Consider the following 25,758-nt stretch of genomic DNA (forward strand, 5'->3'; position numbering starts at 1 on the left):
GGTCAGGGAGCTCCCGGCGGCACGAACGGCAACCCGCCCGGCGCGCCCGCCTCCGCCAGCGCCATCAGCATTCCGGTGTCCACTTCGGACTGGATCGCGTCGGCCAGCCGGTCCAGCATGTCCTCGCGCAGGTCCGCGAACCCCGGCGCGCCCTCGGCCGCTCGCCACTCGATGCCCGCCTGCGCCGCGGCTTCGGAAAGCCAAGCGCGCCGGAATCCGTCGTTCTCCAGAGCACCGTGCCACGTCGTGCCCCAGACCGAACCGACGCGGTAACCGTCCAAAAACGACTCCGCGTCCGCCGGACCGGCACTGCCGTGGTGGATCTCGTACGCGTCCACGCGATGCCCGCGCCATTCGCCGACCGGACGGCCGAGCACCTTCTCCCCCGCGAACGTCACTCGCGTCGGCAAGAGCCCGAGCCCGTCTACCAGACCGGCCCCGGATTCGACGTCGTCCTCAATGGACTCCGCGAGCATCTGGTACCCGCCGCAGATCCCCAGCACTGGACGCCCCGCTGCGGCCCGTGCCGTCACCGCGTCCGCCAAACCCCTGCTGCGCAACCACTTCAGATCGTCCACAGTGGCCCTCGAACCCGGCAGCACGACCAGGTCCGCCGCGGCGACGGTGTCCGGATCGGCGGTCAGGCTCACCGTCACGCCCGGCTCCGCCGCGAGCGCGTCCACGTCGGTCGCGTTGGACGCCCGCGGGAACCGCACCACCGCGACGCGCAATCCGCGTTGCGCGGCTTCGTGCCGCCATCCGGCCGCGGCGAGAGCGTCCTCGGAGTCGATCCACACCCGGTCCAGCCACGGCAGCACGCCGAGCACCGGCCGTCCGGTGACTTTCTCCAGGCTGTTCAGACCCGGCTGCAGCAACCCGACGTCACCGCGGAATTTGTTCACCAGCCAGCCCGCGACCAGCGCCTGGTCCTCGGCCGACAGCAACGCGAGCGTGCCGTACATCGCCGCCAGCACCCCGCCGCGGTCGATGTCGCCGACCACCAGCACCGGCAGCGAAAACCGCCGCGCCAGGCCCATGTTGACGTAGTCGCCGGAACGCAGGTTGATCTCCGCCGGACTGCCCGCGCCCTCGCAGACGACGAGGTCGAACCGTTGCCGCAGCTCGGAAAACGCCCCGAAGGCGATCTCCGCGAGCCCAGCCCGGCCAGTGGCGTACTCCCCGGCTTCGAGGGTGCCGTACGGCTTGCCGAGCGCGATGACGTGACTGCGCCGGTCGCTGCCCGGCTTGAGCAGCACCGGGTTCATCGCCGCTTCCGGCTCCACCCGCGCGGCCCGCGCCTGCAGCCACTGCGCGCGGCCGATCTCCGCGCCGTCCGCGCAGACCATCGAGTTGTTCGACATGTTCTGCGCCTTGAACGGCGCGACCCGCACGCCGCGCCGCGCGAACCAGCGGCAGATTCCGGCGGTGACCAGGCTTTTCCCGGCGTCGGAGGTGGTCCCGGCGATCAGCAGCCCGCTCATCCCGCCACCGTAATGCCCGGAGCGGCCGGTCCGGTGAACCGCCCCGCACTCCGCGACCTGCTCACCGCGATCCCGGCCGCGACCGCCAGCGCCGCCGCCCCGACCAGCCGCGACAACCGCACCGCCCGGCGCAGATCGCTCGCCCCCGGCGGACGTCCGTCGCCCAGTGTGCTCCGGCGCTCGACCTCGCCGTGATACGTGTTCGTCCCGCCGAGCCGGATGTCGAGCGCCCCGGCGAAAGCCGCCTCGACCTGTCCCGCGTTCGGGCTCGGATGCGCGTTCCCGTCGCGTCGCCAAGCCCGCCAGGCCGACCGGGCGTGGCCGCCGGCGAGCGGCGCGGTCGCCGCGGTCAGCACCGCGCCGACGCGCGCCGGCACCAGATTGGCCCAGTCGTCGGTGCGCGCGGCGAACCAGCCGAAGTTGCGGTGCCGCGGCGAGCGGTAGCCGACCATCGCGTCGAGGGTGTTCACCGCGCGGTACCCGAGCAGCCCCGGCACGCCCGCGACCGCGCCCCACAGGAGCGGCGCGACGACCGCGTCGGAGGTGTTCTCGGCGATCGATTCGGTGGCCGCGCGGGTCAGCTCGGCCGGGCCGAGACCGGTGGCGTCGCGCGCGCAGAGGTGGCTGAGCCGCTGCCGGGCGGCGGGCAATTCACCCGATTCGAGTAATCGCGCCATTTCGCGCCCCTCCGCGGCGAGCCCGCGGCCGCCCAGGACGGCCCACGTCGCCGCGACGGTCAGGACAAATCGGACACCCGGCCGGTTCCGGGCGGCTCGTTCCGCGAGGATGCCGAGCCCGGCGGCCGATCCCGCGCAGACCGCCGCGTACGCCGCCCCGCGCGGCTTGGAATCGGCCCACCACCAGCGTTCCAGCTGGCCAGCGGCGGTGCCGAAGGCCGCGACCGGATGTCCCCGGCGCGGGTCGCCGAAGCAGGCGTCGGCGGCGTATCCGGCGATCAGCCCGGCCGCGGTGACAGCTTGTCGGAGTGGCACGTGGCGAACCGTAGCGCTAGGGAGAGAATGCCGGGTATGACCAAGCTGACGCACCGGCTCGCCGGGTCTCTCGAAACCCTGGCGCAGGCCCTCCGCCGGTACGGACGCGACGACGGCAAGGTGCTCGTTCTCGGCGGGGTCCGCTCGGGCAAGTCGAGGCACGCGGAGCGGCTCGTCGCGCACCACCCCCACCTCGTGTACGTCGCTCCCGGGCTGCCCCCGTCGGCCGAGGACCCGGAATGGGCCGCCCGGGTCGAGGCGCACCGGGCCCGCCGCCCGCGCCACTGGACGACGGTCGAGACCACCGACCTGGCGACCGTGCTGCGCAACGCGACGAGCCCGTTGCTGATCGACTGTCTCGGCACCTGGCTCTCGCGGGTCCTCGACGAGGTGGGCGCGTGGTCGGGCAAAACGGGCTGGGAGCGCAGACTGGACGACCGGCTCGAGGATTTCCTCGCCGCGTGGAGCCAGGCCCGGGTGCCGATCGTCGCGGTCAGCAACGAGGTCGGCAGCGGTGTGGTGCCCGCAACGGTGTCCGGACGGCTGTTCCGTGATGTGCTGGGCGCACTCAACAACCGGGTGTCCGCCGACAGCGACCGGGTGTCGCTCATCGTCGCCGGGCGGGCGCTCGACCTTCCGTGAGGAGCCAGCCGTGCCGAGTTTCGCCATCCCCGTCCCGGACGCCGCCGCCCGCGCCGCCGCCTTGGAGCGCCTGGACGGCCTGGTCAAACCGGTCGGCTCGCTCGGTCGGCTGGAAGAACTCGCGGCCTGGCTGAGCGCCGCGCACGGGGCGGTCCCGCCGCGCCCGCTGGACGACGTCCGCGTGGTCGTCTTCGCCGGCGACCACGGGGTGTCGGCGCAGTCGGCGTACCCCCGCGAGGTCACCGCGGCGATGGTGCGCGTCTTCCTCGCCGGGCGAAGCGGGGTAACGGTCCTCGCGGCACAGGTCGGTGCTTCCGTGCGGGTAGCAGACATCGCGGTCGACTGGGACGCCTCGGACGTTCCCGCCGAAGTCACCGCCCACAAGATCCGCCGCGGTTCGGGTGCCATCGACGTCGAGGACGCGTTGGCTCCCGGCGAGGCACTTGCCGCGTTTGAGGCGGGTCGTGCCATCGCTGCTTCGGAGTCCACTGCGGACGTTCTCATTCCCGGCGACATGGGCATCGGCAACACGACCGTCTGCGCCGCGGTCGTGGCTTCTGCGCTGGGCCTTCCCGCAGCTGAGGTGGTGGGCACCGGCACCGGGGTGTCCGGGGAGGCCTTGGAACGCAAGACCGCTGTCGTCGCCACTGCCCTGTCACGACGCCCCGTGACCGACCCCTTCGACCGCCTGACCGCCCTCGGCAGCGCCTGCCTCGCCGCGACGGCCGGTTTCCTGGTGGAAGCGGCCGTCCGGGGAATCCCGGTGGTGCTGGACGGAATCTTCTCGGCGACAGCGGCCTTGGTGGCCCGGGACATCGCGTCCGGGGCTGAGCAGTGGTGGCTGGCCGGGCATCGTTCGACGGAGCCCGCGCAAGCGTTTGCGTTGAAGGCGCTGGGGTTGACGCCGATCCTCGACCTGGGCTTGCGGCTCGGCGAGGGCAGCGGGGCGGTGCAAGCCGTGCCGACCCTGCGCGCGGCGCGCGCGGTGATCGCGGAGATGGGTTTGCTGGCGGACCTCGGGTGACCGGGGTGCGTGGCGAGTGGACGCTGCCCGGTGTTCAGTTCGCCGGGCAGCGTCCCGCTGGGGTTTTCGCAGCAGCCGCAGCGCGCGGCTCTGGCCATACTGCGCCGGGTCCATGTGGCGACTTGCCCCGGCCAACGTCCGTGAGGGCCTCCCTGAGGGAATCTGATTCCCTCAGGGTGGCCCTCACGGCCATCTCGGTCGTGCCGCGGGTGGGCGGGTCCAGCGCGCCTGTCGACGCCGCCCCCGCTACCGAGAAGACCGCATTGGGGCGCGCCTCGTGACCCGGCTCAGCGACGGAATCCGCCTCGCCGTCGGCACCCTCACCACCGTCCCGGTGCCTGCGCCGCGCGTGATCGATCGACGGGTCGCGGGTGTCGCGATGGCGCTCGGCCCGCTTGCCGCGCTCCCGCTCGCCGCGGTGGCGGGGCTCATCGTCGCGGGCGGGACTGCGATCGGACTCCCCGCACTGGCCATAGCCGCACTGGCGCTGGGGGCGGTAGCCCTGGGCAGCCGCGGGCTGCACCTCGACGGACTGGCCGACACCGCCGACGGACTCGGTGCCTCCTACGACCGCGCGAAAGCCCTCGACGTCATGCGCCGCGGCGACTCCGGGCCCACTGGTGTCGCGACGTTGCTCTTCGTCCTGCTCGTCCAGACCGGCGCGCTGACCGGCGCGATCGCCCATGGACACGGCATCGCCGCCGCCGTCCTATCCGTCCTCTGTGGACGGTTCGTGCTCTCGTTGTGCTGCGCACGAGGGGTCCCCTCGGCCCGGCCGGAGGGCTTGGGCGCGACGGTCGCCGGATCGGTTCCGGTCCTGGTGGCCGTGCTGGTGTTCGTACTCGCGGCGGGCTGCGCCGCGCTGGTGCCGGGTTTGCCGTGGTGGCGAGGGGTTCTCGCGGTGGCACTCGGGTACGCGGCCGCGGCGGTGCTGCTGGCCCGGTGCGTCCAGCGCATCGGCGGAGTGACCGGCGACGTCCTCGGCGGGTGCGTCGAGGTGGCGGTGGCCGCGGCGTTGCTGGCGACCGCCTAGGTCGCATACCAGGTGTAGTCCAAACCGGACAGGTGACTCACACAAGGATTTCGCCGACGTCCGCCACGAAAACGCGCCGCTCGCATCGTCGTCCGGGACGCCGCCGGGCGCGGTGAGATCGACGCTCAGGCTGCGACGCGAGCACCACTCGTGTTACCAAGGAAGAGTCCGCGACGCATGACCGAGGGGACCTCGTGGCATCCAGCTCGCCCGCATCCGCGCGCCTTACCAGGCGTCGGCTGTTCCAGTTGTCCGCCGGTTTTTCGGTGTTCGCCACGGCTGCCTGCAGTTCGACGCCAGATGCCCCGGTCCCGAACACCGCGGTGCCCAAGCCGGACGGAGCGCTCGGGGCGAATTTCAACGCCGATCCGGACACCATGGGCTGGGACGAGCTTCAGCGGTCCGGCGCGAAGTGGGTGCGCGGGTTCACCGCGATGCCCGACCTGGACAAGCACGGCGCCACCGAAAACCCGACGATCAAGACCTTGCTGCAAGCGGCCGATCGCCAGTACGGCACCGTTCTGTCGCTCAAGTTTCCGTATTTTCCCGACTCCCACAAGCCGATTCCTCGGCCCGGGACCCCGGAGATGCAGGCCGATCTCGCGCGGGTCGACAAAGTGCTTCCCGCGGTCATGGACAAGGTCGACATCCTGGTGATCGGCAACGAGCCGTTCATCGAATGCCCGCGGGCGGACTGGAACAACGGCGCGCTCAACGAATTCTACGAGACCGTCGCCGCCCACGTGATCAAGCAGCGCAAGGGAAAGACCGTCCTCTACATGGGCGCGCTCAACAATCTCGAGGATCCCAAGTGGACTGGCGCGGGCACGGAACGCTGGCTGAAGTACGTCCGCGACACGCCGGAGATCGCGGGCACCGACCTTCATCCGCACGTTGGCGCGCCGGACGAGGTTCAGGCGTTTCTCGATTACACCCTGCCCAAGCTGGGCGGCAAGAAGTTCCTCGTCACCGAGTTCTCCCTGGTGCAACTGTGGAAGAAACATCTCACCGACCGGATCTCGGCCGAGTACGCGGGCAAGTACCACGTGCCGCAGGACACCAAGGTCTGGCAGGTCATCCGCAACGCGCTGCACCAGCCGTTCCCCAAGGCGCGGTGGGACGATTTCCTCCGCACCAGCCCGTGGTTCGAGAACAACAAGAACTTCCTCACCGACCAGATGACGAAGTTCCGCGCGACCGGAAAGCTCGCCGTCGCCGCGTACGGCATCGATCAGGGCATCGCCGCGCTCAAGGGCGGGGACTTCGGACCGGATACTCCGCCGTGGCTGCTCAACAGCGTGTTCGCACGGGCGACCGTGCAGAAGAATCCCGACGGCACGGTTGCGCCGAATTACGCTTGGCTTGAGGAATTCACCGCGCTCCAGAAGCATTAGCCAGGGCGGCAAGGAAAGCGTCCGTCGTCGCGCGGTCTCGGACCGCGAGGCGAAGGTGGTCGGGGCCAAGGCCGGGGAAAGTGTCGCCGCGACGGACGGCGTAGCCTGCTTCGCGCAGTCTCAATCGGACGTCCGCGCCGCCGGAGACTCGGATCAGCACGAACGGGCCGCGCGGGGTCCCGAGTACGGGGATTCCCTGTGCGGCCAAGCCGGATTCCAGATAGTCGCGGTCGGCTTCCGCAGCGGCGGCCAGTTTTTCAGCTTCTTCCAGGGCGGCGGGACGACAGCAGGCAACCGTCGCCACAGCGGCCAAAGTGGACACTGACCAGGGTGGCTGTACCGCGCGCAACCGGCCGATCAGTGACGGTTCGGCGAGGACGTATCCGGCTCGCAGGCCCGCCAAGCCCCAGGTCTTGGTGAGGCTTCGCACCACCACCACGCCGGGGATTCGTTCTCCGGCAAGGCTTTCGACTTCTCCGGGGACGGCGTCGAGGAAAGCTTCGTCCACCACGAGCACCCGCCCGGGGCGTGCCAAGGCCCGCAGCGAATCGGCGGGGTGCAGGACCGAGGTCGGGTTGGTCGGGTTGCCGACGAAGACCAGGTCGGCCGAATCAGGGACCGCGGCGGGATCTAAGCGGTAACCGTCCACTTCGGACAAGATGACTCGGTCGACGGTGTGTCCGGCGGCGCGCAGAGCGGCTTCCGGTTCGGTGAATTGCGGGTGGACTACCACTGCGTGCTCAGCGGGAAGCGAAGCCAGCAGCGTGAACGCTTCCGCGGCACCGGCAGTCACCAGGACATCGGCGAAATCCCGGCCATGGCGGGCAGCGACGGCCTCCGCGGCGAGGGTCGGGTCCGGGTAGGCGGCGAGGTCATCCAGGGCGGCGGCGAGTTCCGCACGCAGCCACGTAGGCGGAGCCGGGAGCCGGACGTTCACGGCAAGGTCGACAAGTCCCTCGCCGACTTCGCGATCGCCGTGGTGGTGGAGGTCGTACTCAGCCATGGACTGCTGCCAGGGAATGAGCACGCACCCGCGAGGCGAAACGGTCCGCCAGTTCGGGATGCCCGGCCCAGTGAACGTGCAGGTAAGAAGCGTGCAGCGAAGCGGAAGCAAACCCGTCCAGGTTGCGGTCCCAGCCCCACGCGGCGGTTTCCCCGTGTGCGGGAGTGATTTCAGTGCGGTGGAATTCGTGTCCGGTGACCCGTTGCCCGGCCGCTGCGAGCACGTTGTCCACGACCGAGACCGCCCGGCGGTAGCCGAGTTTCCCCCGCGACGTCATGGTCGCGTCCGCGGCGACCGCGCCGACCATCGGCAATCCGTCCAGAGAACGACACAGATACAGCAGGCCCGCGCATTCCGCGCTCACCGGCATTCCGGCGTCGATAGCCTCACCGACTGCCGTCCGCAGTTCCACATTGGACGACAGCTCGGCAGCATGCACTTCCGGGAATCCGCCGCCGAAGTACAACCCGGCGCATCCGGCGGGCAAGGCCTTGTCTCGCAAGGGGTCGATGTCCACGACGTCGATTCCGCGAGCGGCCAGCAATTCGATGTTCTCGGCGTAGCGGAAGGTGAACGCCGGACCGCCAGCGGCGGCGAGGGTCGCACGCGGCCCCTCCCACTCGGGACCGGCATTCCACAAAGGACCATTCAGTGCGGGAGCGCTTCGGGCCGCCCGCACGATGCCTTCGAGATCGACCCCAGCGGCAACCCATTCCGCCAGTTCCGGCAGCAGCCGCTGCGACTCCGCGGCTCGTTCGGCGGCCGGAACCAGCCCGAGATGCCGACTCGGCGCGTGCACGTTTTCGTTGCGCCGCAAGGCACCCAGCAACGGGACGCCAGTCGCTTCCAGCGCGGTGACAATCTCGTCCTCGTGCCGTTGCGAGCCCAGTTTGTTCAGGATCACCCCAGCCAGCCGGACGCGGGTGTCGTACTGCGCGAACCCCAGCACGGTCGCCGCGACGCTGCGCGAAGCCGCCGAAGCGTCGACCACCAGCACGACCGGCGCGTCGAGCAGCCGCGCGACATGGGCGGTCGACGCGTAGCCTTCGGTGCCCAAAGCGCCGTCGAAAAGGCCCATCACGCCTTCGATGACCGCGATGTCCGCGCCCGCGGAACCGTGGCGCAGCAACGGAACCAGCGTGTCCTCGCCTTGCAGGAACGGGTCCAGGTTTCGTGCGGGGCGGCCGGTGGCGAGCGAATGGTAGCTGGGGTCGATGAAGTCCGGACCGACCTTGTGCCCGGACACGACGTGCCCGGCGGTGCGCAACGCGGCCATCAGGCCGGCCGCGATGGTGGTTTTGCCGTGCCCGGAACCGGGTGCGGCGATGACGACCCGTGCTACCACTCGATCCCCCGCTGGCCCTTCTGCCCGGCGTCCATCGGGTGCTTCACCTTCGTCATTTCCGCGACCAGGTCCGCGGCCTCGATCAATTCCGGCGGCGCGTAACGGCCGGTGATCACGACGTGCTGGTGGCCGGGCCGCGAGGCCAAAGTGGACACGACGTCGTCGACCTCGAGCCAGCCCCATTTGAGCAGATAGCTGAATTCGTCCAGGACATAGAAATCGTGCGTTTCGGCGACGAGCCGGCGCTTGATTTCCGCCCAGCCCTCCTGGGCGTTGGCGGCATGGTCCTCTTCGGACCCTTGCTTGCGCGACCAGCTCCAACCCTCGCCCATTTTGTGCCACTCGACCGGACCGCCCTGTCCGGTGTCGTCGTGCAGCTTCCCGAGCGCCTTGAACGCGGCTTCCTCGCCGACGCGCCATTTCGCCGACTTCACGAACTGGAACACGCCGATCGACCAGCCCTGGTTCCACGCGCGCAAAGCCATGCCGAACGCCGCGGTCGATTTCCCTTTCATCTCGCCGGTGTGCACGGCGAGCAGCGGGCGGTTGCGGCGCTGCCGCGTGGTGAGCCCGTCCTTCGGCACGACAGCCGGTTTTCCCTGCGGCATCAGGCAGCCCTCCCCGTCCGTTCGCGCACGGCCGAGGCCAGCGATTCAGCGGCCACATCGGACAGTGGCACGTGCTCGGCTCCCAAGTGCCCGGCCAGTTCCGCGGCCAGGCCGAGACGCATCCGGCCGGTCTCGCAGTCCATCACGATCGTCGTCACGTCAGTCAGCAAACCCGCGGCGGCCTTGGCCCGCGCGACCGCGTCGGAACCGCTCGTGGCGCGGCCGTCGGTGACGAGTACCAGCAGCGGCCGACGACGCGGATCCCGGATCGCCTCGACCCGCAGCACCCGCGCGGCTTCCAGCAATCCCTCAGCCAGCGGCGTGCGGCCGCCAGTCGGCAAGCCTTCCAGCCGGGCCGCTGCGGCTTCGACACTGATCGTCGGCGGGAGCGCCAGCTCGGCGTCCGTGCCACGGAACGTGACCAGACCGACCTTGTCCCGCCGTTGGTAGGCGTCCAACAGCAGCGACAGCACCGCGGTCTTCACTTCCCGCATCCGCGCCCGCGCGCCCATCGAGCCCGACGCGTCCACACAGAACAGCACCAGATTGCCTTCGCGGCCTTCGCGCAGCGCGAACCGCAGATCCGCGGACCGCACTTCGAGACCCGCCCCGGACCGGCCCCGCGCCTGCTGATGCGGTGCGGCAGCACGGATCGTCGCGACCAGGTGCGGCCGTCCCTCCCGCACGCTGGGCGGCTGCACGCCGATCGTCCGGCCGGTGTCGGTGATCGCGCGCGACCGACGACCCCGCTCGCCCTCGCCGGTGCCCTTCACCCGGAAGACCCGCGCCCGAAAGGTATCCCCGGCACTGACCGTCTTCTGCGGCGAAGACCCATTGCCCGACGGGGCCGGGGTTTCGCCGCTGTCCGCGGGCGGAGGACCGTCCGAACCGGACGGGCCTCCGTCCGGCGGCGGGCCGCCGTCATCCGGACCGGGGCCGCGCTCGCCGGGACCGTCGTCGTCCGGCCCCTCGGGCGGCGGCTGCGCATCCTCCAGCGCCTGCTCCAGCTGCTCCTCGGAAATCCCCGGCGCGTCAAACGGATTCCGCCGCCGCCGGTGCGGCAGCGCGAGCCGCGCCGCGACCCGGATGTCCTCGGTCGTGACCTCGGCGCGCCCGGCCCACGCCGCGTGCGCGACCGCCGTCCGCGCCGTCACGATGTCCGCGCGCATGCCGTCGACCTCGAACGACGCGCACACCTCGGCGATCTGCCGCAGCGCCTCGTCCGGCAGCTTCACCGACGGCAGAAGCCGTTGCGCCGCCTCGATCTTCGCCGCCAGCTCCGCGTCCGCCGAGGCGTAGCCGTCGGCGAAACCGTCCGGGTCCGCTTCGTAGGCCAGCCGCCGCCGGACGACCTCGACGCGCTGCTCCGGATCCCGGCTCGACGCGACCTCGACGGTCAGGCCGAACCGGTCGAGCAGCTGCGGCCGCAACTCGCCCTCCTCCGGGTTCATCGTCCCGATCAGCACGAACCGCGCCGCGTGCGAAACCGAAACGCCCTCGCGCTCGACCGTCGCCCGGCCCATCGCCGCCGCGTCGAGCAGCGTGTCCACCAGATGGTCGTGCAGCAGGTTGACCTCGTCGACGTACAGCAGCCCGCGATGCGCGGCGGCCAGCAGGCCGGGCTGGTAGTCGGTGACGCCCTCGGCCAGCGCCTTCTCCAGGTTCAGCGAGCCGACGACCCGGTCCTCCGCCGCGCCGACCGGCAGTTCCACCAGCCGCGCCGGCCGCCGGTGCGCGGGAGCGCCCGCCGCGTGCGGCCCGTCCGGGCACGCCGGGTCCGGGCTGGCCGGGTCGCACGAGAACCGGCAGTGCTCCACCACGTCGACGCCCGGCAGCAGCCCCGCGAGCGCGCGCACCATGGTCGACTTCGCGGTGCCCTTCTCGCCCCGCACCAGCACCCCGCCGACCGCGGGCGAGATCGAGGACAGGACGAGCGCCAGACGCAGGTCCGGCATCCCGACGACAGCGGTGAACGGATAGGGCTTCAAGAGCACTCCCTCGTGGGTCGGCGTCCGGCCGATCATCGCACAGCGAAGCCTTCGCTTAGGGTGGGAAATCGTGCGCGAAGAATCACGCCTGACGGTGGTCGGGATCGGGGCCGACGGGTGGGCCGGGCTCACCCCCGCGGCCCGCGACGCCGTGCGGCAGGCGGATGTCGTGCTCGGTTCGGAACGGCAGCTGAAATCCCTGCCCGCGGACCTCCGGACCCAGCCCTGGCCGAGCCCGCTGCTCCCCGCGCTCGACGAAATCCTCGCGAAGCAGACCGGCCAGGTGTGCGTGCTGGCCAGCGGCGATCCGTATCTGTCCGGCATTGCCACCACCCTCCGTGACCGCGGCTACGCGCTCGACGTCCACCCTGCGGTTTCGTCAGCGACACTGGCCCGCGCGCGGCTCGGCTGGTCGTTCGAGGAAACCGAGGTCGTGACAGTCGTCGGCCGCGCTGTCCACCGCGTCGCGCGAGCCCTGGCACCCAACCGGAAACTGCTGGTCCTGGGCGCCTCCGCAGCAGAACTGCGCGAGTTGCTCAAAGCCCGCGGGTACGGCGATTCCGCCCTGACCGCCTGGGAAAACCTCGGCGCGGACGACGAGCGCGGCTCCGACGGCTGGACCTGCGACCCCGGCCCGCTCACCGTGTTCGCCGTGCTCTGCAAGGGTCCCGGCCTCCCGCTCGTCGGCCTCCCCGACGACGCCTTCGAGCACGACGGCCAGCTCACCAAACGCGACCTCCGCGCGTCCGCCCTCGCCCGCCTCGCCCCAGCTCCGGGCGAACTTCTGTGGGACGTCGGCGCGGGCGCGGGCAGCATCGGCATCGAATGGTCCCGCGCGCACCCGCTGAACCGCGCCATCGCGATCGAACGCGACCCCGCGCGCGCCGAACGCGTCCAGCGCAACGCCAATACCCTTGGCGTGCCGGAATTACAGGTGGTCACCGGTCCGGCGCCCGAGGCACTCGCCGGACTCCCCCGCCCGGACGCGATCTTCGTCGGCGGCGGCCTGACCGTGCCCGGCGTCCTCGACCAGTGTGTCGAAACCGACGCCCGGATCGTCGCGCACGGTGTCACCCTCGAAGCCGAGCAGATCCTGGCCGCCGCGTACGCCCGGCACGGCGGGGAACTGCAACGGATCTCCGTGGAGCACGCGAAACCGCTCGGCGGGTTCACCGGATGGACGCCGTCCCGGGCAGTCACGCAGTGGAGCTGGAAATGACCGTTTACTTCATCGGCGCCGGACCGGGCGCGGCCGACCTGATCACCGTGCGCGGCCGCGACCTGCTCGCGCGCTGCCAGGTGTGCCTGTACCCGGGCAGCATGACGCCGACCGACCTGCTCGCCTACTGCGCGCCAGACGCCGAGCGCATCGACACCGCGAACCTGAGCCTGGATCAGATCACCGCGAAACTGATCGAAGCGCATCAAGCCGGACACGACGTCGCGCGGTTGTGTTCGGGCGATCCGTCGCTGTACAGCGCGGTCGCGGAACAGGTCCGGCGGCTGGAACCGGAAGGCGTGCCGTACGAGATGGTCCCCGGCGTTCCGGCGTTCGCCGCGTCCGCCGCCGTGCTCGGCCGCGAACTGACCGTCCCGGGAATCGGGCAGAGCCTCGTGATCACGCGCGCGCAGGCGAGGTCCACCGCGATGCCGGACGCCGAAACGCTGGAGAATTTCGCCCGCACCGGCACGACTCTCGCGCTGCACCTGGCGATCAACCACGTCGAGCGCGTCACCGAAGAACTCGCCGGGCACTACGGCGAGGACTGTCCGGCCGCCGTCGTCGCGCTGGCCAGCCAGCCCGGCGAAACGGTGGTCCGCGGCACGCTCAAGGATATCGCCGGTCAAGCGCGGGCCGCCGGAATGACCCGCGCGGCCACGATTTTCGTCGGCCGGGTCCTCGCCGCGGGCGGATTCCCGGACAGTTTCCTGTATTCGAGCACCCGGGACCGGGCGAGCCAACCGGAGTCGTTGTGACCGAACTGCGCTGGGGCCTGCTGGCCACCGGGACCATCGCCGCCGAATTCGCCGCGGGCGTCGAGCAAAGCCGCCACGGCGTGCTCACCGCGGTTGCTTCGCGCACGGCCGAGCGGGCGCAGGATTTCGCTACCAGGTACGAAATCCCGAAGGCGTACGGCAGCTACGAGGAACTCCTCGCCGACCCGGACGTCGACGCGGTCTACGTCGCCACTCCGCACGCGCAGCACGAGGAATGGGCGATCCGGGCCGCCGAAGCGGGCAAGCACGTGCTGTGCGAGAAACCGCTCACGCTCACCGCGCCCGACGCGGAGAAGGTCATCGATGCCGCGCGGCGCAACGACGTTTTCCTCATGGAAGCGTTCATGTACCGCATGCACCCGCAGACGCGACGGCTGGTCGAGCTGATCGAATCCGGCGCGATCGGCGAGGTCCGCGCCGTGGACGTCACGTTCAGCTTCGACTCCGACGCGAACGACGCCGCCCGCCTCGGCGACCCCGCGCTCGGCGGCGGCGGAATCCTCGACGTCGGCTGCTACTGCACCTCGCTGGCCCGGCTGGTTTCGCAGGCCGCGACGGGAATTCCGGCGGTCGAGCCGACGCTGGTCACCGGCATGGCGCGGCTCACCGAAAGCGGCGTCGACGAGTTCGCGATGGGCCTGCTGCGGCTGCCCGGCGACATCATCGCGCAGATGTCCTGCGGTTACCTGCTCACCCAGGACGACCACATCCGGATCTACGGCACCGCCGGCCACCTGTACGTGCCGAAGCCCGCGTGGATCCACGAACTGCGCGCGCCGGGCGTTTCGACGATCGTGCTGACTCCGTCGGACGGCGAGCCGGAGGTCATCGAAATCGAAGCCACCCAAGGGATTTACGCCCGGGAAGCGGACTACGTCGCCGCGCATGTCGCGGACCGGCAAGGCCCGGAGCTGACCTGGGCCGAAACGCTCGCCAACATGCGCACGCTCGACCGGTGGCGCGCGGCCGTCGGGTACGGGCGATGACCGTCCTGATCCTGGGCGGCACCGCGGAGGCCCGCGACCTTGCCGCGCAGCTGCACGAACGCGGCGTCCCGGTGGTCTCCTCGCTGGCCGGACGCGTCACGCGGCCACGGCTTCCGGTCGGAGAGGTGCGGATCGGCGGGTTCGGCGGCGTCGACGGCCTTACGGTCTGGCTGCGCGAAAACGGTGTCCGGGCAGTGGTCGACGCGACGCATCCGTTCGCGGAACGCATCGGCACCAACGCTTTCCACGCCACGCAAGCCGCCGGCATTCCGCTCCTGCGGCTCGCCCGCCCCGGCTGGCAGCCGAACGAAGACGACCGCTGGCACTGGGCCGCCGACCTCGAAGAAGCCGCCGCGCTCCTGCCCGGCCTCGGCACCCGCGTGTTCCTCACCAGCGGCCGCCAGGGCCTGGCCGCGTTCGCCGACCTCGACCCGCTGTGGTTCCTGATCCGCTGCGTCGACCCGCCCGGCCAGCCGCTGCCGCGCCGGCACGAGGTGCTGCTCGACCGCGGCCCGTACCGCCTCGACGGCGAACGCGCGCTGATGACCGAACACGACATCGACGTGCTGGTCACCAAGGACAGCGGCGGCGCGATGACGGCCGCGAAGCTGACCGCCGCGCGGGAACTCGGCCTGCCGGTGGTCGTCGTGCGCCGGCCGCCCCGACCGTCCGCTCCGGAAGCCACGGAAACCACAGACGCAGCCGCCGCCGTCGAATGGGTGCTCAGCCGATGAACGCTGAATCAATGAACGCCATGTTTTACGAAGTCCTGCACCGGCGCCGCGACGTCCGCGCCGAGTTCACCGGCGAACCGGTCGACGACGCCGTCCTCACCCGGGTGCTCGAGGCCGCGCACGCCGCGCCGAGCGTCGGGATGAGCCAGCCGTGGGACTTCGTGCTCGTCCGCGACCCCGCCACGCGCGAGGAATTCGCCCGCCACGTGCACGAGGAACGCGACGTGTTCGCCGCGTCCCTCGACGGCGAGCGCGCGGAGACGTTCGCCAGGATCAAGGTCGAGGGCATCCGCGAATCGAGCCTCGGCATCGTCGTCACCTACGACGAGCAGCGCGGCGCCCCGGCGGTGCTCGGGCGGCACGCGATCGCCGACGCCGGGCTGTACTCGGTCTGCCTGGCGATCCAGAACCTGTGGCTCGCCGCGACCGCGGAAGGACTCGGCGTCGGGTGGGTGAGTTTTTACCGCGAACCCGCGCTCGCGGACCTGCTCGGCATTCCCGCCGGGATCCGCCCGGTGGCCTGGCTTTGTATAGGACCGGTAACGAATCTGGCCGAGGTTCCCGACCTGGAGCGGCACGGCTGGCGCAGCCGCGCGCCCCTGGCCAGCGCGTTACACCACGAGCGGTTCACCCCGCGCGACGAGGGGTCCGCGCAACCGCGTCAACCATGACCCAATAGATTTCCTCTAATGCGTCCGATTGCCGTAGTGCTGGGGTTGCTTTCGGCGCTGTGCGCCCTGGCCTATCCCTTCCTGCCGGTCGTGCAGGACACCGCGGAAGTCGTCTGGCCCGTCGCCTCCGACACGCGTTCCGTCAACGCGCCCTTGACCGGGTACTGGGCACAGGACCTGAAGGCCGAACTGCCCTGCGAGACGATCCGCTCGCTCGACGCGCGCACGAACGGTCCCGCGCTGCTGTTCTCGACCGTTCCGGACGGGCGCACCGGCAAGCACGCGGCCAACGGCGTCGGCATGCAGCTGCGCGTCGACAATGGAGTGCTGCTCGCGTCCAGCCAGGGCCAGCAGATCGCGCAGCAGCCGCTGCCGCAGGACGGCTGCAAGGTCACGCTCGACTCGGACGCGACCCAGATGACGCTGTCGGTCGGCAAGACCCCGATCTTCCACACCACCGGCGACGTCCGGCCGCGCGTGCTCGGCATCTACTCCTCGATCACCTCCGCGCGCGACCCGATCGCCGGGCTGCACGTGTCGGTCGTCCCGGACACCCGCTACCAGACCTCGCCGACCACGCTGAAGATCGTCGTCGGCATCCTCGCCGCGCTGTCGTTCCTCGGCTGCCTGATCGCGGTGTGGCGGATGGACTCCGGGTTCGCCCGCCGCGCGCCGCGCTGGGCCCCGGTCGGCTGGTGGCGGCTGACCGGCCGCGACGCGACGGTGTTCGGCGTCCTCGGCGCGTGGGTCTTCATCGGGCCGGTGACCTCGGACGACGGCTACATCCTCACCATGGCCCGGGTCACCGAGGCCACCGGGTACCTCACGAACTACCACCGCTGGTTCGGCGTCGCGGAGGCCCCGTTCGGCTGGTTCTACCACCTGTACGAGCTGATGACGCACGTCAGCACGGTGCCGCCGTGGATCCGGCTGCCCTCGTACCTGCTGGGCGTGATCAGCTGGCTGCTGATCAGCCGCGAGGTGATGCCGCGGCTGGGCACGCAGGTCCGCCGCAGCCGCGCCGCGGGCTGGGCCGCCGCCGCGGTGTTCCTGGTCTGGTGGATGCCCTACAACAACGGCGTCCGGCCGGAACCGGTCGCCGCGCTCGGGTCGCTGCTGGCGATCTGCGCGGTCGAACGCGCGCTGGTCACCCGCCGTCTGCTGCCGCTGTGCCTCGGGCTGACGGCAGCTGCGTTCACCCTCGCCGCGACGCCGACCGGGCTGATCGCGGTGGCCCCGTTCCTGGTCGCCGGGAAACCGCTGTTCAAGCTGGTCCGGCAGCGGTCGGCGAGCGGCTGGCTGCCGATGCTCGCGCCGATTCTCGCGTCCGGCTTCCTGGTGCTCGTGGTGATGTTCGCCGACCAGACGTTCGCGACGGTCCAGGAGGCCACCCGCATCCGCACCGCGGTCGGCCCGAACCTGTCGTGGTTCCAGGAACTCGCGCGGTACCAGTTGCTCTTCGAGAACCTGCCGGACGGCTCCGCGCCGCGCCGCTTCCCGGTGCTGCTCGTGCTGCTCTGCACGGTCACCTGCCTGGTGGTGCTGCTGCGCCGCGGCCGGATCCCCGGCGCGGCGCTTGGGCCGAGCCGGCGGCTGATCGGCACCACCGCACTGTTCTTCCTGCTGCTCGCGCTGACCCCGACGAAATGGACGCACCACTTCGGCGCGTTCGCCGCGGTCGGCGCGTCGATGGCGGCGCTCACCGCGCTCGCGACCAGTTCCACCGTGCTGCGCTCCAACCGCAACCGCGCCGCGTTCCTCGCCGTGCTGCTGGTGGTCGGCGCGCTCGCCGCGACCGGGCCGAACACGTACTGGTTCGTCTCGCGGATCGGCGTGCCGTGGACGAACGTCGCGCCGTCGATCGGCGGCATCCCGCTGTCGACGATCCTGCTCGCGGCCGCCGCGATCGCCGGAATCTACGCGTTCGTGGAGAACATCCGCGCGCACCGGCCGGGCCCGGCGCTGACCCAGCAGGAGGGCCGGAGCCGGTCGCTGCGGCTCGGTTCGCTGTCGCTGGTCGTGGTGTGCGGCCTGGTCGCGGCGGGCGAGATCTACACGATGGGCGCGGCGATCTACTTCCAGCGCGACAGCTACAGCCTCGGCGCGGCCAACATCGGGCACCTGTTCGGCAAGAGCTGCAACCTGTCCGACCACGTGATGGTCGAGCGCGACGCGGCGAAGAGCATCCTGCACCCGCAGCCCGAACAGCGGACGGTGCCGGAGAAACCGGTGACGCAGAACCCGCCGAACCCGCTGCCGAGCCCGGACCAGGACAACGGCCGGATCCAGACTGGTTTCCACACCAGCCCGGTCGACGACAAGGACCCGCTGGCCGAGCCGCCGCACGGGTTCAAGCAGGACCAGGTGCCGATGTGGAGCAGCTACCTCGACACCCAGACCCGCGCCGGACGGCTGCGCAGCGACTGGTACGCGCTCACCGACCGCACCGAGAACGGCCAGATCGTGGTCGCCACCGCGAGCCAGCCGCGCCGTCCCACGTCGGTGAGCCTGGAGTACGGCGTGAACACTCCCGAGGGCGTGCGCGTGCTGCGCGGCCAGTTCGCGCTCCCGCCCGGCGCGGGCACCGGCGGCTGGAACGACACCCGGATCAACCTGCGCGACCTGCCGCCGGAGACCACGTCGGTGCGGATCGTCATGGTGGACAACGACCTCACCGAGGACGGCTGGATCGCCGCGTCCGCGCCGCGCGTGCCGACCTTCACCACGCTCACCGACAAGCTCGCGGGCAAATCGGTCTACATCGACTGGCCCGCGTCGTTCGTGTACCCGTGTGCGAACCCGGTCACCTCGCACGACGGCATCTCCGCGATGCCGGACTACCGCATCACCGCCGGCCAGCTCGCCGACGAGGCGAAATGGGCGTCCAGCACCAACGGCGGCCCGAACGGCTGGCTCGAGGAGATCGCGGACGAGCCCGAGGTGCCGAGCTATCTGAACGGGCAGCCCTACCAGTCGTGGGGACAGCTGCTGCAGATCGAGCCGTACACGACCGGGGTGGCGCCGACGGTGCGGCACGGCGAGAAGACCGTGTGGGGCTGGTGGTCGCCTGGACCCGGGCCTTCGCAGCCGAACGGCAAGGACCCGACCCGCTAGCCGAGCTGCGATGCTTCCGCAGATGCGCACCTGGCACGTGCGGGACTACGAGCCCGCTGACGAGGAGTCCTGGCTGCGGTGCCGGGTGCTCAGTTTCCTGCACACCTCCTACTACGACGACGTGCAGACGGCCAAGCCCGGCTACGACGCCGTCGCCGTCGAACTCGTGGCGGTCACCGGCGGGCTGGTGACCGGAGTGCTCGACGCGGCAGTGCGGGACCGGCTCGCGACCATCGAGACGATCGCCGTACATCCCGACCACCAGTCCCAGGGCATCGCGACCGGCCTGCTGGAGACCGTCCTGCCTCGGCTGCGTGACCTGGGCGCCACCGAGGTGGACGCCTGGACCCGCGACGATCCGCCCGCGCTGCGCTGGTACGCCGCCCGCGGCTTCACCGAGACCGAGCACTACGTCCACGTCCACACCCGAGGCGAGGAAACCGCTCGCGCCGTTCGCCCGGGCCCGGGATTCACCGTCGCCGGGGCCTTCCTGCACGCCGACGCGGCCAGCGAGCAGCAGTTGCGGGACACGTTCTCCCGCGTCTACCGCTGCCGACGCTTCCACCGCCATCTCTGACACGGCGCGGCCTCGCGTCACCGCCACGGTTGACCGCTCACCGCGGCTCCCGCAGCCGCCGCGCCGCGAACACCGACACCGCGGGCAGCACCGCCAGCGCCAGCAACGCCCACTGCAACCCGACCGCGTTGGCGAGAGCCCCCACGGCAGGAGCGGCCACCCCGCCGACGCTCACCGCCAGCCCCAGCGTCACCCCGCTGGCGGTCCCGAGCCGGTTCGGCAGATAGTCCTGGCCGAGCGTGACATGCAGCGAGAACGGCACATACAACGCCAGCGCGGCCAACGCGATCAGCGGGAACACGCCGTACCCCGGCACGAGCGCGATCCCGGCGACCGCGGGCACTGACACGACATACGCGAGGTAAACCGTCCGGATCCGCCCCCACCGTCCGGCCAGCACCCCGCCGAGCAGCGTGCCCAGCGCGCCGACGCCGAACAGCACCACCAACGCCACTTCCCCGGCGAGCACGCTGCCGGTCCGCTGGGCGACCCAGATGGCGAGGAAGGTGTTGAGCGAGAAGGCAGCGATGGAACGTCCGACGACCACCACGGTCAGCCAGCCGAACTGCCGCCAATCGTCGCGCCCGGCGTGTGCCTTGTGCCCCGCCGCGGAATGGACGTCGCTCATCCGCCGGAACAGCGCGGCGATCACTACCGCGGCGACGAGCGCGGGCAGCACCAGATACGGCGTCGCGCCCAGCCCGCCCGCCTGCAGCACCGGGGTAACGACGATCGGCCCGAGCGCGAAACCGACGTTGCCGCCCAAGGAAAACCAGCTCATCCCGACGTGCCCGCGCCCGGCGATCCGGCGCGCGATCCGCGCCGACTCCGGGTGGTAGGCGGCTACGCCGAGACCGGACAGCGCGATCGCCAGCCAGGTCAGCGCGTAGGAATCGGCGAGCCCGGACAGCCCGATCCCGGCACCGGCGACCGTCATCCCGACCGGCACGAGCCACGGCATCGGCCGCCGGTCGGTCAGCACGCCGAACAGCGGCTGGACCACGGAGGACAGCAACGTCGCGGCCACCGTGATCCCGGCCGCGGCGAGGTAGCCGTAATGCCGCTCGGCGACGAGAAACGGGACGAGCGCGGGGACCGCGCCTTGGTAGAGGTCGTCGACCGCGTGGCCGAGCACCATCAGCGGCATTGGCCAGCGCGCGGGACGCGTCGGAGCGGGGAGTGTCGTCGTCACTCGATCATCGTCGGGCCCGGACCTGCCTTCGCGATTCCGTTATTGTGCCGAGTTGTGTCGATTTCCAGCCACCTGCCGACCGCGCCGACGAACACCCGCGACCTGGCGGCCACTGCGGGCATCGCCGAGCACTGGCACGACGAGCACCAGATCGTCTACGCCAGCAGCGGCGTGCTGGCCGTGCACACGGACCGGTCGCGCTGGATCGCGCCCGCACACCGAGCGCTGTGGATTCCGGCGGGCACCGTGCATTCCCACCGCGCATACGGCGTCACGCGGCTGCATCTGTTCGGCTTTCCGCAGGAACTGAGCCCGTTGCCGGTGACCGAGCCGACCGTCCTCGCGGTCACCCCGCTGCTGCGCGAACTGCTGATCGCGTACACCGAACTCGGCGAGGACCGCTCGACGCCGGCAGGCCAGCGGATGCGGGCGGTGCTGTTCGACCAGCTCACCCTCGCGCCGGAACGTCCGGTGCAGGTGCCCGCCGCGCGCGATCCGCGGCTGGCCGCCGTGTGCCAGTTGCTGGAGGAGGATCCGTCCGACTCACGCAGCCTGGAAGCACTGGGCCGCACGGTCGGCGCCAGCGGCCGGACGCTGACCCGGCTGTTCCGCGCGGACACCGGCATGACATTTCCGCAGTGGCGCACCCAATTACGGCTCTACCACGCCCTGCGGCTGCTGGTGGAGGGGCGGTCAGTCACCGCCGTGGCGCAGTTGTGCGGATTCGCCACCACCAGCGCGTTCATCGACGTGTTCCGGCGTTCCCTCGGGCATACGCCGGGGTTTTACCTCCACAGTGGACAATCCGGTGACGCACCACGAGACTCGCCGCGAGCCGGTTGACGCCGAACGAGACGAGAATGAGCCCAGTCGCGTCGAGCAGCTGCGCACCGAGGACGCTGGCCAGCGCGAACGAGCCGATGCGGATCGCGAGAAACACCGCCCACAACGCGATTCCCGGGCCGGTGAGCCGGTATTGCAGCCCGCCGGCCCGCCGGAAACGCGTCACATACCCCATCGCGGTCCCGGTGCCCGCGACCAGCACGAGTTCGCCGGCCAGCAGCCAGTCCGCCGGCTGCAACCCGCCGTCCAGCTCGAAACCGAGGCAAACCAGCCCTGCCGCGATCACCGCCAGCGGCATCACCAGCATCCGCCGCGGTTCGGCGGACCGCCACTGGAACTGCCGCACGATCAGGATCCCGACCGCGAGCGCGATCAGCACGTCGTCGACCATCGCCAACTCCATCACTAGTGATACTTCTTCGAATGTATCACTAGTGATTGAATAGGGCCATGCGCGCCGCCGACCTGCATCTCCTCGCCCGCACCCTGCGCGAGATCGCCCTGACCAGCACCGGGAACACCGGCACGGACCAGGTCAACGCGGGAGAACTGGCGGTGGTCGAGGACGTCTCCCGCAACCCCGGCGCGACGATCAGCGACGTGACGCGCCGGACCGGGCTGGCGCAGAGCCTCGTTTCCCGGATCACGCACCGGATGGCGGACGCGGGCGTCCTGCGCGTGCGGCCCGACGAAACCGACCGGCGCAAGTCGCGGCTGGAGATCGAACCGTCCGCGCGCGAGATGTTCCGCACCCGCGCGGACGGTTCGATCGCCTCAGCCCTCGCCGCGCACGCACCGAAACTCAGTGCCGCGCAACGGAAAGAACTCACCCACCACCTCGCGGAGGCGGAGCGGCTGCTGCGCGAAGGTCAGGAATAACTCCGCGGCGTCCACACGATAGACTGCCCGTCCGGGCCTTCCTCCACCACCGTGCGCGACGAGCCCACGATCAGCAGGCACCGCATGTCCACAGTAGACGGATCGAGCCCGCCCAACGTGGTCACGCGAATGTCCTCCTCCGGCCCGCCGACATCCCGGGCCACCACCACCGGCGTCTCCGGATCCCGGTGCCGCAGCAGGACTTCCCGCGCGTTAGCCAGCTGCGTCACCCGGGTCCGCGAAGCCGGGTTGTACAGCGCCAGCACCAAATCCGCCGCACCAGCCGCGTCGAGACGGCGTTCGATGATCTCCCACGGCTTCAACCGGTCCGAAAGGGACAGCACGCAATAGTCGTGCCCCAGCGGCGCACCGACCCTCGACGCGGCCGCCTGTGCCGCCGTCACCCCGGGCACGATCCGCACCCGCGCGCCGGCGCCGTTTCCGGCCGAAACCTGTTCCAGCACCGCCGAAGCCATCGCGAACACGCCCGGGTCCCCGGACGACACCACGGCCACCCGCGCACCGGTCGAAGCCAGTTGCAGTGCCTCGACCGCCCGGTCCGCCTCGACCCGGTTCCCCGACGCGTGCCGCTGCTGTCCCGCCCGTTGCGGAACCCGCGCGACATACGGTCCGTAGCCGACGATGTGGTCCGCCGCCGCCAGTTCCGCCGACGCTTCCGGCGTCAGCCACTCCGGCCCGGCCGGACCGAGCCCGACGACTACGACCTCGCCGCCTTCCACCGGAACCGGAGCCGAAGAAGCAGCCGCGGGCTCACCCTCCACTCGCGACTTGTAGGCCGGACTCGGCAAGAGCGCCAAGGAAAAGTACGGCACCGACTCCGGATCGACGTCCGCGAACGGCTCCACCCGCTGCTGTCCCCAGGTCGCCCGCTCGATGTACCAGGCGTCGTCGAGCTTGCCCGACTCCGCGAGCGCTTCCCGCACAGAACCGAAAGTACGGCCCAGTTTCAGCACCGCCGCCGCTTCGGTGTCCGCCAGCCGACGCGCCAATTCGGGCGCTGGCAACGTTCCCGGCAGCACCGTGAGAACTTCGTCGCGCTGCACCAACGGACGGCCGAGCACCGACGCCGCCGCGCTCACTGACGTCACGCCGGGCACCACCTCGGCTTCGAACCGTCCGGCGAGCCGCTCGTGCATGTACATGTAGGAGCCGTAGAAGAACGGGTCGCCTTCGCACAACAGCACCACGTCGCGTCCCGCATCGAGGTGCTCGGCGAGTTTTTTCGCGCTCAGCTCGTAGAAATCGGCGATCGCGCCCTCGTAACCGCCGGGATGATCGGTGGTCTCAGTGGTGACCGGATAGACGAGCCGCTCCTCCAGCTGCCCCTCGCGCAGATACGGCTCAGCCACCGACCGCGCGATGCTGCGCCCGTGCCGCGCGCTGTGGTAGGCGATCACGTCCGCCTCGCCGATCAGCCGCGCCGCTTTGACCGTCATCAGTTCCGGGTCGCCGGGTCCCAGCCCGACGCCGTACAGCCGCCCCGTCATTCGACCGCGCTCGCAATCGCGTTCACAGCACCGACCGCCATCGCACTGCCGCCGCGACGGCCGTGCACGACCAGGTACGGCGCGGGCGCGCGCTTCGCCAGTTCCACTTTGGACTCCGCCGCGCCGACGAACCCCACCGGGACCCCGATGATCGCGGCCGGTGCGCCGACGCCCTCGTCCAGCAGTTCCAGCAACCGGAACAACGCGGTCGGCGCGTTGCCGATCGCCACCACCGAACCGGGAAGCCGGTCCCGCCACAGTTCCAGCGCGGCGGCCGACCGCGTGGTGCCGAGCCGTTCGGCCAGCCCGGGCACGCTGGGGTCGTCCAAAGTGCACACGACGTCGTTCGCCGCGGGAAGCCGTTTGCGCGTGATGCCGCTGGCGATCATCTTCGCGTCGCACAGGATCGGCGCGCCCGCCTCCAGCGCGGCGCGGCCCGCCTCGACCACGTCGAGCGAGTACCGCAGGTCGTCGACCAGGTCGACCATGCCGCAGGAGTGGATCATCCGGACCGCGACGCCCGCGACGTCGTCGGGCAGGATCGCCAGGTCCGCCTCTTCGCGGATCGTGGCGAACGAGTGCCGGTAGATCTCGGCCCCGTCCCGCAGGTAGTCGATCACGAAGGTCCCTTTCTCGCCAACGCATCCGCCAACTCGGACGCCGGGGTCCAGCGCCCGTCGACACGGTAGCCGCCGGGTTCGGCGACAACGTCGCGGTGGGCGCCGGACGGTCGTCCGCACCGCCGTGCACAGCCCGAGACGTGCACCCGCTCCCCGTCCGCGACCAGTGTCGCCGCGTCCGCGCGGACGTCGGCGAGAGACTTCGCACACCCCGGCGCCCCGACGCAGGCGCTAAGCTCCGCCGTCGCCGGATCCGTCGAGAGCCCGGCCGCGTGCAGGCGTTCGACGTCCGCGCCGCCGGGCAGCAGCACCGAACGCCACGGCGTGACCACGGCGTCGCCGAAGTCCGCGAGCGTGCGCAACTGAGCGGCGGTCAACTGCCCGAACCTCGGCGCGACGCCCACCGCTTCGCCGCCGTCGTCGCGCCGGATCCTCCCGACCGTCGGGTCGATCCGCGTCGGACGTGCCTGGGGCGCTTCCCGCGGACCGTCCGGCAGCAGTGCCGAAGGATCGGCCAGTTCCCCGATCCGCCATGCCGAACCGCGCGTGCGCGCAAACGTTTCCGCCACCGTGAGCAGCGCGGACACCGCCTCGTCCCGCGGCACCAGCCAGCCGGAATCAGCCCCCGCCAGGAGCACCACCCCGGTCGACGAACTCACCGCACGCCAACACACGTCAGTGCCCACGACGTCGCCGCGACCGTCGTCAAAGCCGAACAGGAACCGCCCGGGCAGCTCGGCGAGTTCGGGCCGCGCGCACAGCGCACGATCCAGCGTCGCGGAAAGACCCCGGACGTCCGCTAGCCCGCCGCGTACCCCGCTCAACGGCGAGGCCAGCACGTTCCGCACGCGCTCGTGACTGGGCGACGGCAGCAGCCCGGCGTCGGTCAGCCGTCCGGCCAAGCCCGGCCGGTGCACGCCGCGCAACTGGACGTTGGCTCGCGAGGTCAGGTGGACGTCGCCGTCGCCGAGGTCTTCCGCACAGGTTGCCAACGCGCGCAACCGATCCGCGGTCACCACGCCGCCGGGAAGCCGGACCCTGGCGAGCGGCCCGTCCGCCGCGTCGTGCGTCGCGAAGACTCCAGGGCAGGCGTCGGCGCGCACGCGGGCAGGGCTGGGCATGGCGC

At 71.1% G+C, this 25,758-nt stretch carries 24 protein-coding genes; 13 read left to right on the forward strand and 11 right to left on the reverse strand.

Going from position 1 to position 25,758, the window contains the following annotated elements:
• Positions 1 to 2: 2 nt before the first annotated feature.
• Both WA670_RS38265 and WA670_RS38270 read right to left on the reverse strand, forming a co-directional pair.
• Positions 3 to 1,481, reverse strand: a complete 1,479-nt coding sequence (locus WA670_RS38265) for a cobyric acid synthase (protein ID WP_336161071.1) — start codon at positions 1,479 to 1,481, stop codon at positions 3 to 5.
• The gene (locus WA670_RS38270; protein ID WP_336161072.1) at positions 1,478 to 2,473 is read right to left on the reverse strand and encodes a cobalamin biosynthesis protein; all 996 of its coding nucleotides are present in this window, start codon (positions 2,471 to 2,473) and stop codon (positions 1,478 to 1,480) included. Before WA670_RS38270 ends, WA670_RS38265 begins: the two co-directional genes overlap by 4 nt.
• A 36-nt stretch (positions 2,474 to 2,509) precedes the next feature.
• Here WA670_RS38270 and WA670_RS38275 point away from each other — a divergent pair, with 36 nt between their 5' ends.
• The 4 genes from WA670_RS38275 (at position 2,510) to WA670_RS38290 (ending at position 6,566) form a co-directional block, all read left to right on the forward strand.
• Positions 2,510 to 3,115 carry a bifunctional adenosylcobinamide kinase/adenosylcobinamide-phosphate guanylyltransferase gene (locus WA670_RS38275; RefSeq protein ID WP_037817588.1) on the forward strand — a complete coding sequence of 202 codons (606 nt, stop codon included), beginning with the start codon at positions 2,510 to 2,512 and terminating at the stop codon, positions 3,113 to 3,115.
• 10 nt (positions 3,116 to 3,125) lie between these two features.
• Positions 3,126 to 4,139 carry a nicotinate-nucleotide--dimethylbenzimidazole phosphoribosyltransferase gene (cobT, locus tag WA670_RS38280; protein WP_167754214.1) on the forward strand — a complete coding sequence of 338 codons (1,014 nt, stop codon included), beginning with the start codon at positions 3,126 to 3,128 and terminating at the stop codon, positions 4,137 to 4,139.
• A 277-nt stretch (positions 4,140 to 4,416) separates the two neighbouring features.
• Positions 4,417 to 5,172 (forward strand): adenosylcobinamide-GDP ribazoletransferase, encoded by a 756-nt coding sequence (locus tag WA670_RS38285; RefSeq protein ID WP_051729368.1) that lies wholly within the window; start codon positions 4,417 to 4,419, stop codon positions 5,170 to 5,172.
• Between the two features lie 248 nt (positions 5,173 to 5,420).
• Complete coding sequence (locus tag WA670_RS38290) at positions 5,421 to 6,566, forward strand: hypothetical protein (RefSeq protein WP_336161073.1); 1,146 nt, start codon at positions 5,421 to 5,423, stop codon at positions 6,564 to 6,566.
• Here the strand turns inward: WA670_RS38290 and cobC are convergent.
• The 4 genes from cobC to WA670_RS38310 are packed head-to-tail and all read right to left on the reverse strand — an operon-like array spanning position 6,544 to position 11,510.
• Positions 6,544 to 7,569: an Rv2231c family pyridoxal phosphate-dependent protein CobC gene (gene cobC / locus WA670_RS38295; RefSeq protein WP_336161074.1), complete on the reverse strand. Its 1,026-nt coding sequence runs from the start codon at positions 7,567 to 7,569 to the stop codon at positions 6,544 to 6,546. The two genes, WA670_RS38290 and cobC, sit on opposite strands and share 23 nt — an antisense overlap.
• Complete coding sequence (locus WA670_RS38300; RefSeq protein WP_336161075.1) at positions 7,562 to 8,914, reverse strand: cobyrinate a,c-diamide synthase; 1,353 nt, start codon at positions 8,912 to 8,914, stop codon at positions 7,562 to 7,564. The genes cobC and WA670_RS38300 overlap by 8 nt, the downstream gene beginning before the upstream one ends.
• Positions 8,908 to 9,522, reverse strand: coding sequence for a cob(I)yrinic acid a,c-diamide adenosyltransferase (cobO, locus tag WA670_RS38305; RefSeq protein WP_336161076.1), 615 nt, complete (start codon positions 9,520 to 9,522; stop codon positions 8,908 to 8,910). The genes WA670_RS38300 and cobO overlap by 7 nt, the downstream gene beginning before the upstream one ends.
• Positions 9,522 to 11,510, reverse strand: a complete 1,989-nt coding sequence (locus WA670_RS38310; RefSeq protein ID WP_336161077.1) for a putative cobaltochelatase — start codon at positions 11,508 to 11,510, stop codon at positions 9,522 to 9,524. Before WA670_RS38310 ends, cobO begins: the two co-directional genes overlap by 1 nt.
• Positions 11,511 to 11,580: 70 nt before the next feature.
• Between WA670_RS38310 and cbiE the strand changes: the two genes are divergently transcribed.
• Genes cbiE through WA670_RS38345 form a run of 7 tightly spaced genes read left to right on the forward strand, consistent with a single transcriptional unit; the run spans position 11,581 to position 19,590 of the window.
• Positions 11,581 to 12,729, forward strand: a complete 1,149-nt coding sequence (gene cbiE, locus WA670_RS38315) for a precorrin-6y C5,15-methyltransferase (decarboxylating) subunit CbiE (RefSeq protein WP_336161078.1) — start codon at positions 11,581 to 11,583, stop codon at positions 12,727 to 12,729.
• Positions 12,726 to 13,487, forward strand: a complete 762-nt coding sequence (gene cobM, locus WA670_RS38320; RefSeq protein ID WP_336161079.1) for a precorrin-4 C(11)-methyltransferase — start codon at positions 12,726 to 12,728, stop codon at positions 13,485 to 13,487. The genes cbiE and cobM overlap by 4 nt, the downstream gene beginning before the upstream one ends.
• Positions 13,484 to 14,494: a Gfo/Idh/MocA family protein gene (locus WA670_RS38325; protein ID WP_336161080.1), complete on the forward strand. Its 1,011-nt coding sequence runs from the start codon at positions 13,484 to 13,486 to the stop codon at positions 14,492 to 14,494. The genes cobM and WA670_RS38325 overlap by 4 nt, the downstream gene beginning before the upstream one ends.
• A complete protein-coding gene (locus WA670_RS38330) occupies positions 14,491 to 15,228 on the forward strand; it encodes a cobalt-precorrin-6A reductase (protein WP_336161081.1) in 738 nt (245 codons plus the stop codon). The genes WA670_RS38325 and WA670_RS38330 overlap by 4 nt, the downstream gene beginning before the upstream one ends.
• Before the next feature lie 11 nt (positions 15,229 to 15,239).
• Positions 15,240 to 15,899: a 5,6-dimethylbenzimidazole synthase gene (bluB, locus tag WA670_RS38335; protein ID WP_037817604.1), complete on the forward strand. Its 660-nt coding sequence runs from the start codon at positions 15,240 to 15,242 to the stop codon at positions 15,897 to 15,899.
• An 18-nt stretch (positions 15,900 to 15,917) separates the two neighbouring features.
• Positions 15,918 to 19,013 (forward strand): arabinosyltransferase domain-containing protein, encoded by a 3,096-nt coding sequence (locus WA670_RS38340; RefSeq protein ID WP_336161082.1) that lies wholly within the window; start codon positions 15,918 to 15,920, stop codon positions 19,011 to 19,013.
• 22 nt (positions 19,014 to 19,035) lie between these two features.
• Positions 19,036 to 19,590 (forward strand): GNAT family N-acetyltransferase, encoded by a 555-nt coding sequence (locus WA670_RS38345; RefSeq protein ID WP_336161083.1) that lies wholly within the window; start codon positions 19,036 to 19,038, stop codon positions 19,588 to 19,590.
• A gap of 37 nt (positions 19,591 to 19,627) precedes the next feature.
• Here the strand turns inward: WA670_RS38345 and WA670_RS38350 are convergent, their stop codons facing one another.
• Positions 19,628 to 20,782: an MFS transporter gene (locus tag WA670_RS38350; RefSeq protein ID WP_336161084.1), complete on the reverse strand. Its 1,155-nt coding sequence runs from the start codon at positions 20,780 to 20,782 to the stop codon at positions 19,628 to 19,630.
• A 54-nt stretch (positions 20,783 to 20,836) separates the two neighbouring features.
• Here WA670_RS38350 and WA670_RS38355 point away from each other — a divergent pair, with 54 nt between their 5' ends.
• Positions 20,837 to 21,625 carry an AraC family transcriptional regulator gene (locus tag WA670_RS38355; protein WP_336161085.1) on the forward strand — a complete coding sequence of 263 codons (789 nt, stop codon included), beginning with the start codon at positions 20,837 to 20,839 and terminating at the stop codon, positions 21,623 to 21,625.
• On the opposite strand, the gene WA670_RS38360 is transcribed toward WA670_RS38355, so the two are convergent.
• Positions 21,525 to 22,028: a hypothetical protein gene (locus tag WA670_RS38360; protein WP_336161086.1), complete on the reverse strand. Its 504-nt coding sequence runs from the start codon at positions 22,026 to 22,028 to the stop codon at positions 21,525 to 21,527. The two genes, WA670_RS38355 and WA670_RS38360, sit on opposite strands and share 101 nt — an antisense overlap.
• 47 nt (positions 22,029 to 22,075) lie before the next feature.
• On the opposite strand from WA670_RS38360, the gene WA670_RS38365 reads away from it, so the two are divergent.
• Entirely contained in the window at positions 22,076 to 22,504 is a 429-nt protein-coding gene (locus WA670_RS38365) for a MarR family winged helix-turn-helix transcriptional regulator (RefSeq protein ID WP_051729372.1), read from the forward strand.
• Here WA670_RS38365 and WA670_RS38370 read toward each other — a convergent pair.
• From WA670_RS38370 to WA670_RS38380, 3 genes are read right to left on the reverse strand one after another with little or no spacing between them, the layout of a single operon-like run.
• Complete coding sequence (locus tag WA670_RS38370; protein WP_037817615.1) at positions 22,495 to 24,012, reverse strand: precorrin-2 C(20)-methyltransferase; 1,518 nt, start codon at positions 24,010 to 24,012, stop codon at positions 22,495 to 22,497. The two genes, WA670_RS38365 and WA670_RS38370, sit on opposite strands and share 10 nt — an antisense overlap.
• Positions 24,009 to 24,632, reverse strand: coding sequence for a precorrin-8X methylmutase (locus WA670_RS38375; protein ID WP_037354494.1), 624 nt, complete (start codon positions 24,630 to 24,632; stop codon positions 24,009 to 24,011). The genes WA670_RS38370 and WA670_RS38375 overlap by 4 nt, the downstream gene beginning before the upstream one ends.
• Positions 24,629 to 25,753: a nitrite/sulfite reductase gene (locus tag WA670_RS38380; protein ID WP_238604888.1), complete on the reverse strand. Its 1,125-nt coding sequence runs from the start codon at positions 25,751 to 25,753 to the stop codon at positions 24,629 to 24,631. Before WA670_RS38380 ends, WA670_RS38375 begins: the two co-directional genes overlap by 4 nt.
• Positions 25,754 to 25,758: the final 5 nt, after the last annotated feature.

Origin of the sequence: Amycolatopsis sp. VC5-11 (assembly GCF_037034185.1) — a bacterium.
Lineage (GTDB): Bacteria > Actinomycetota > Actinomycetes > Mycobacteriales > Pseudonocardiaceae > Amycolatopsis > Amycolatopsis nivea.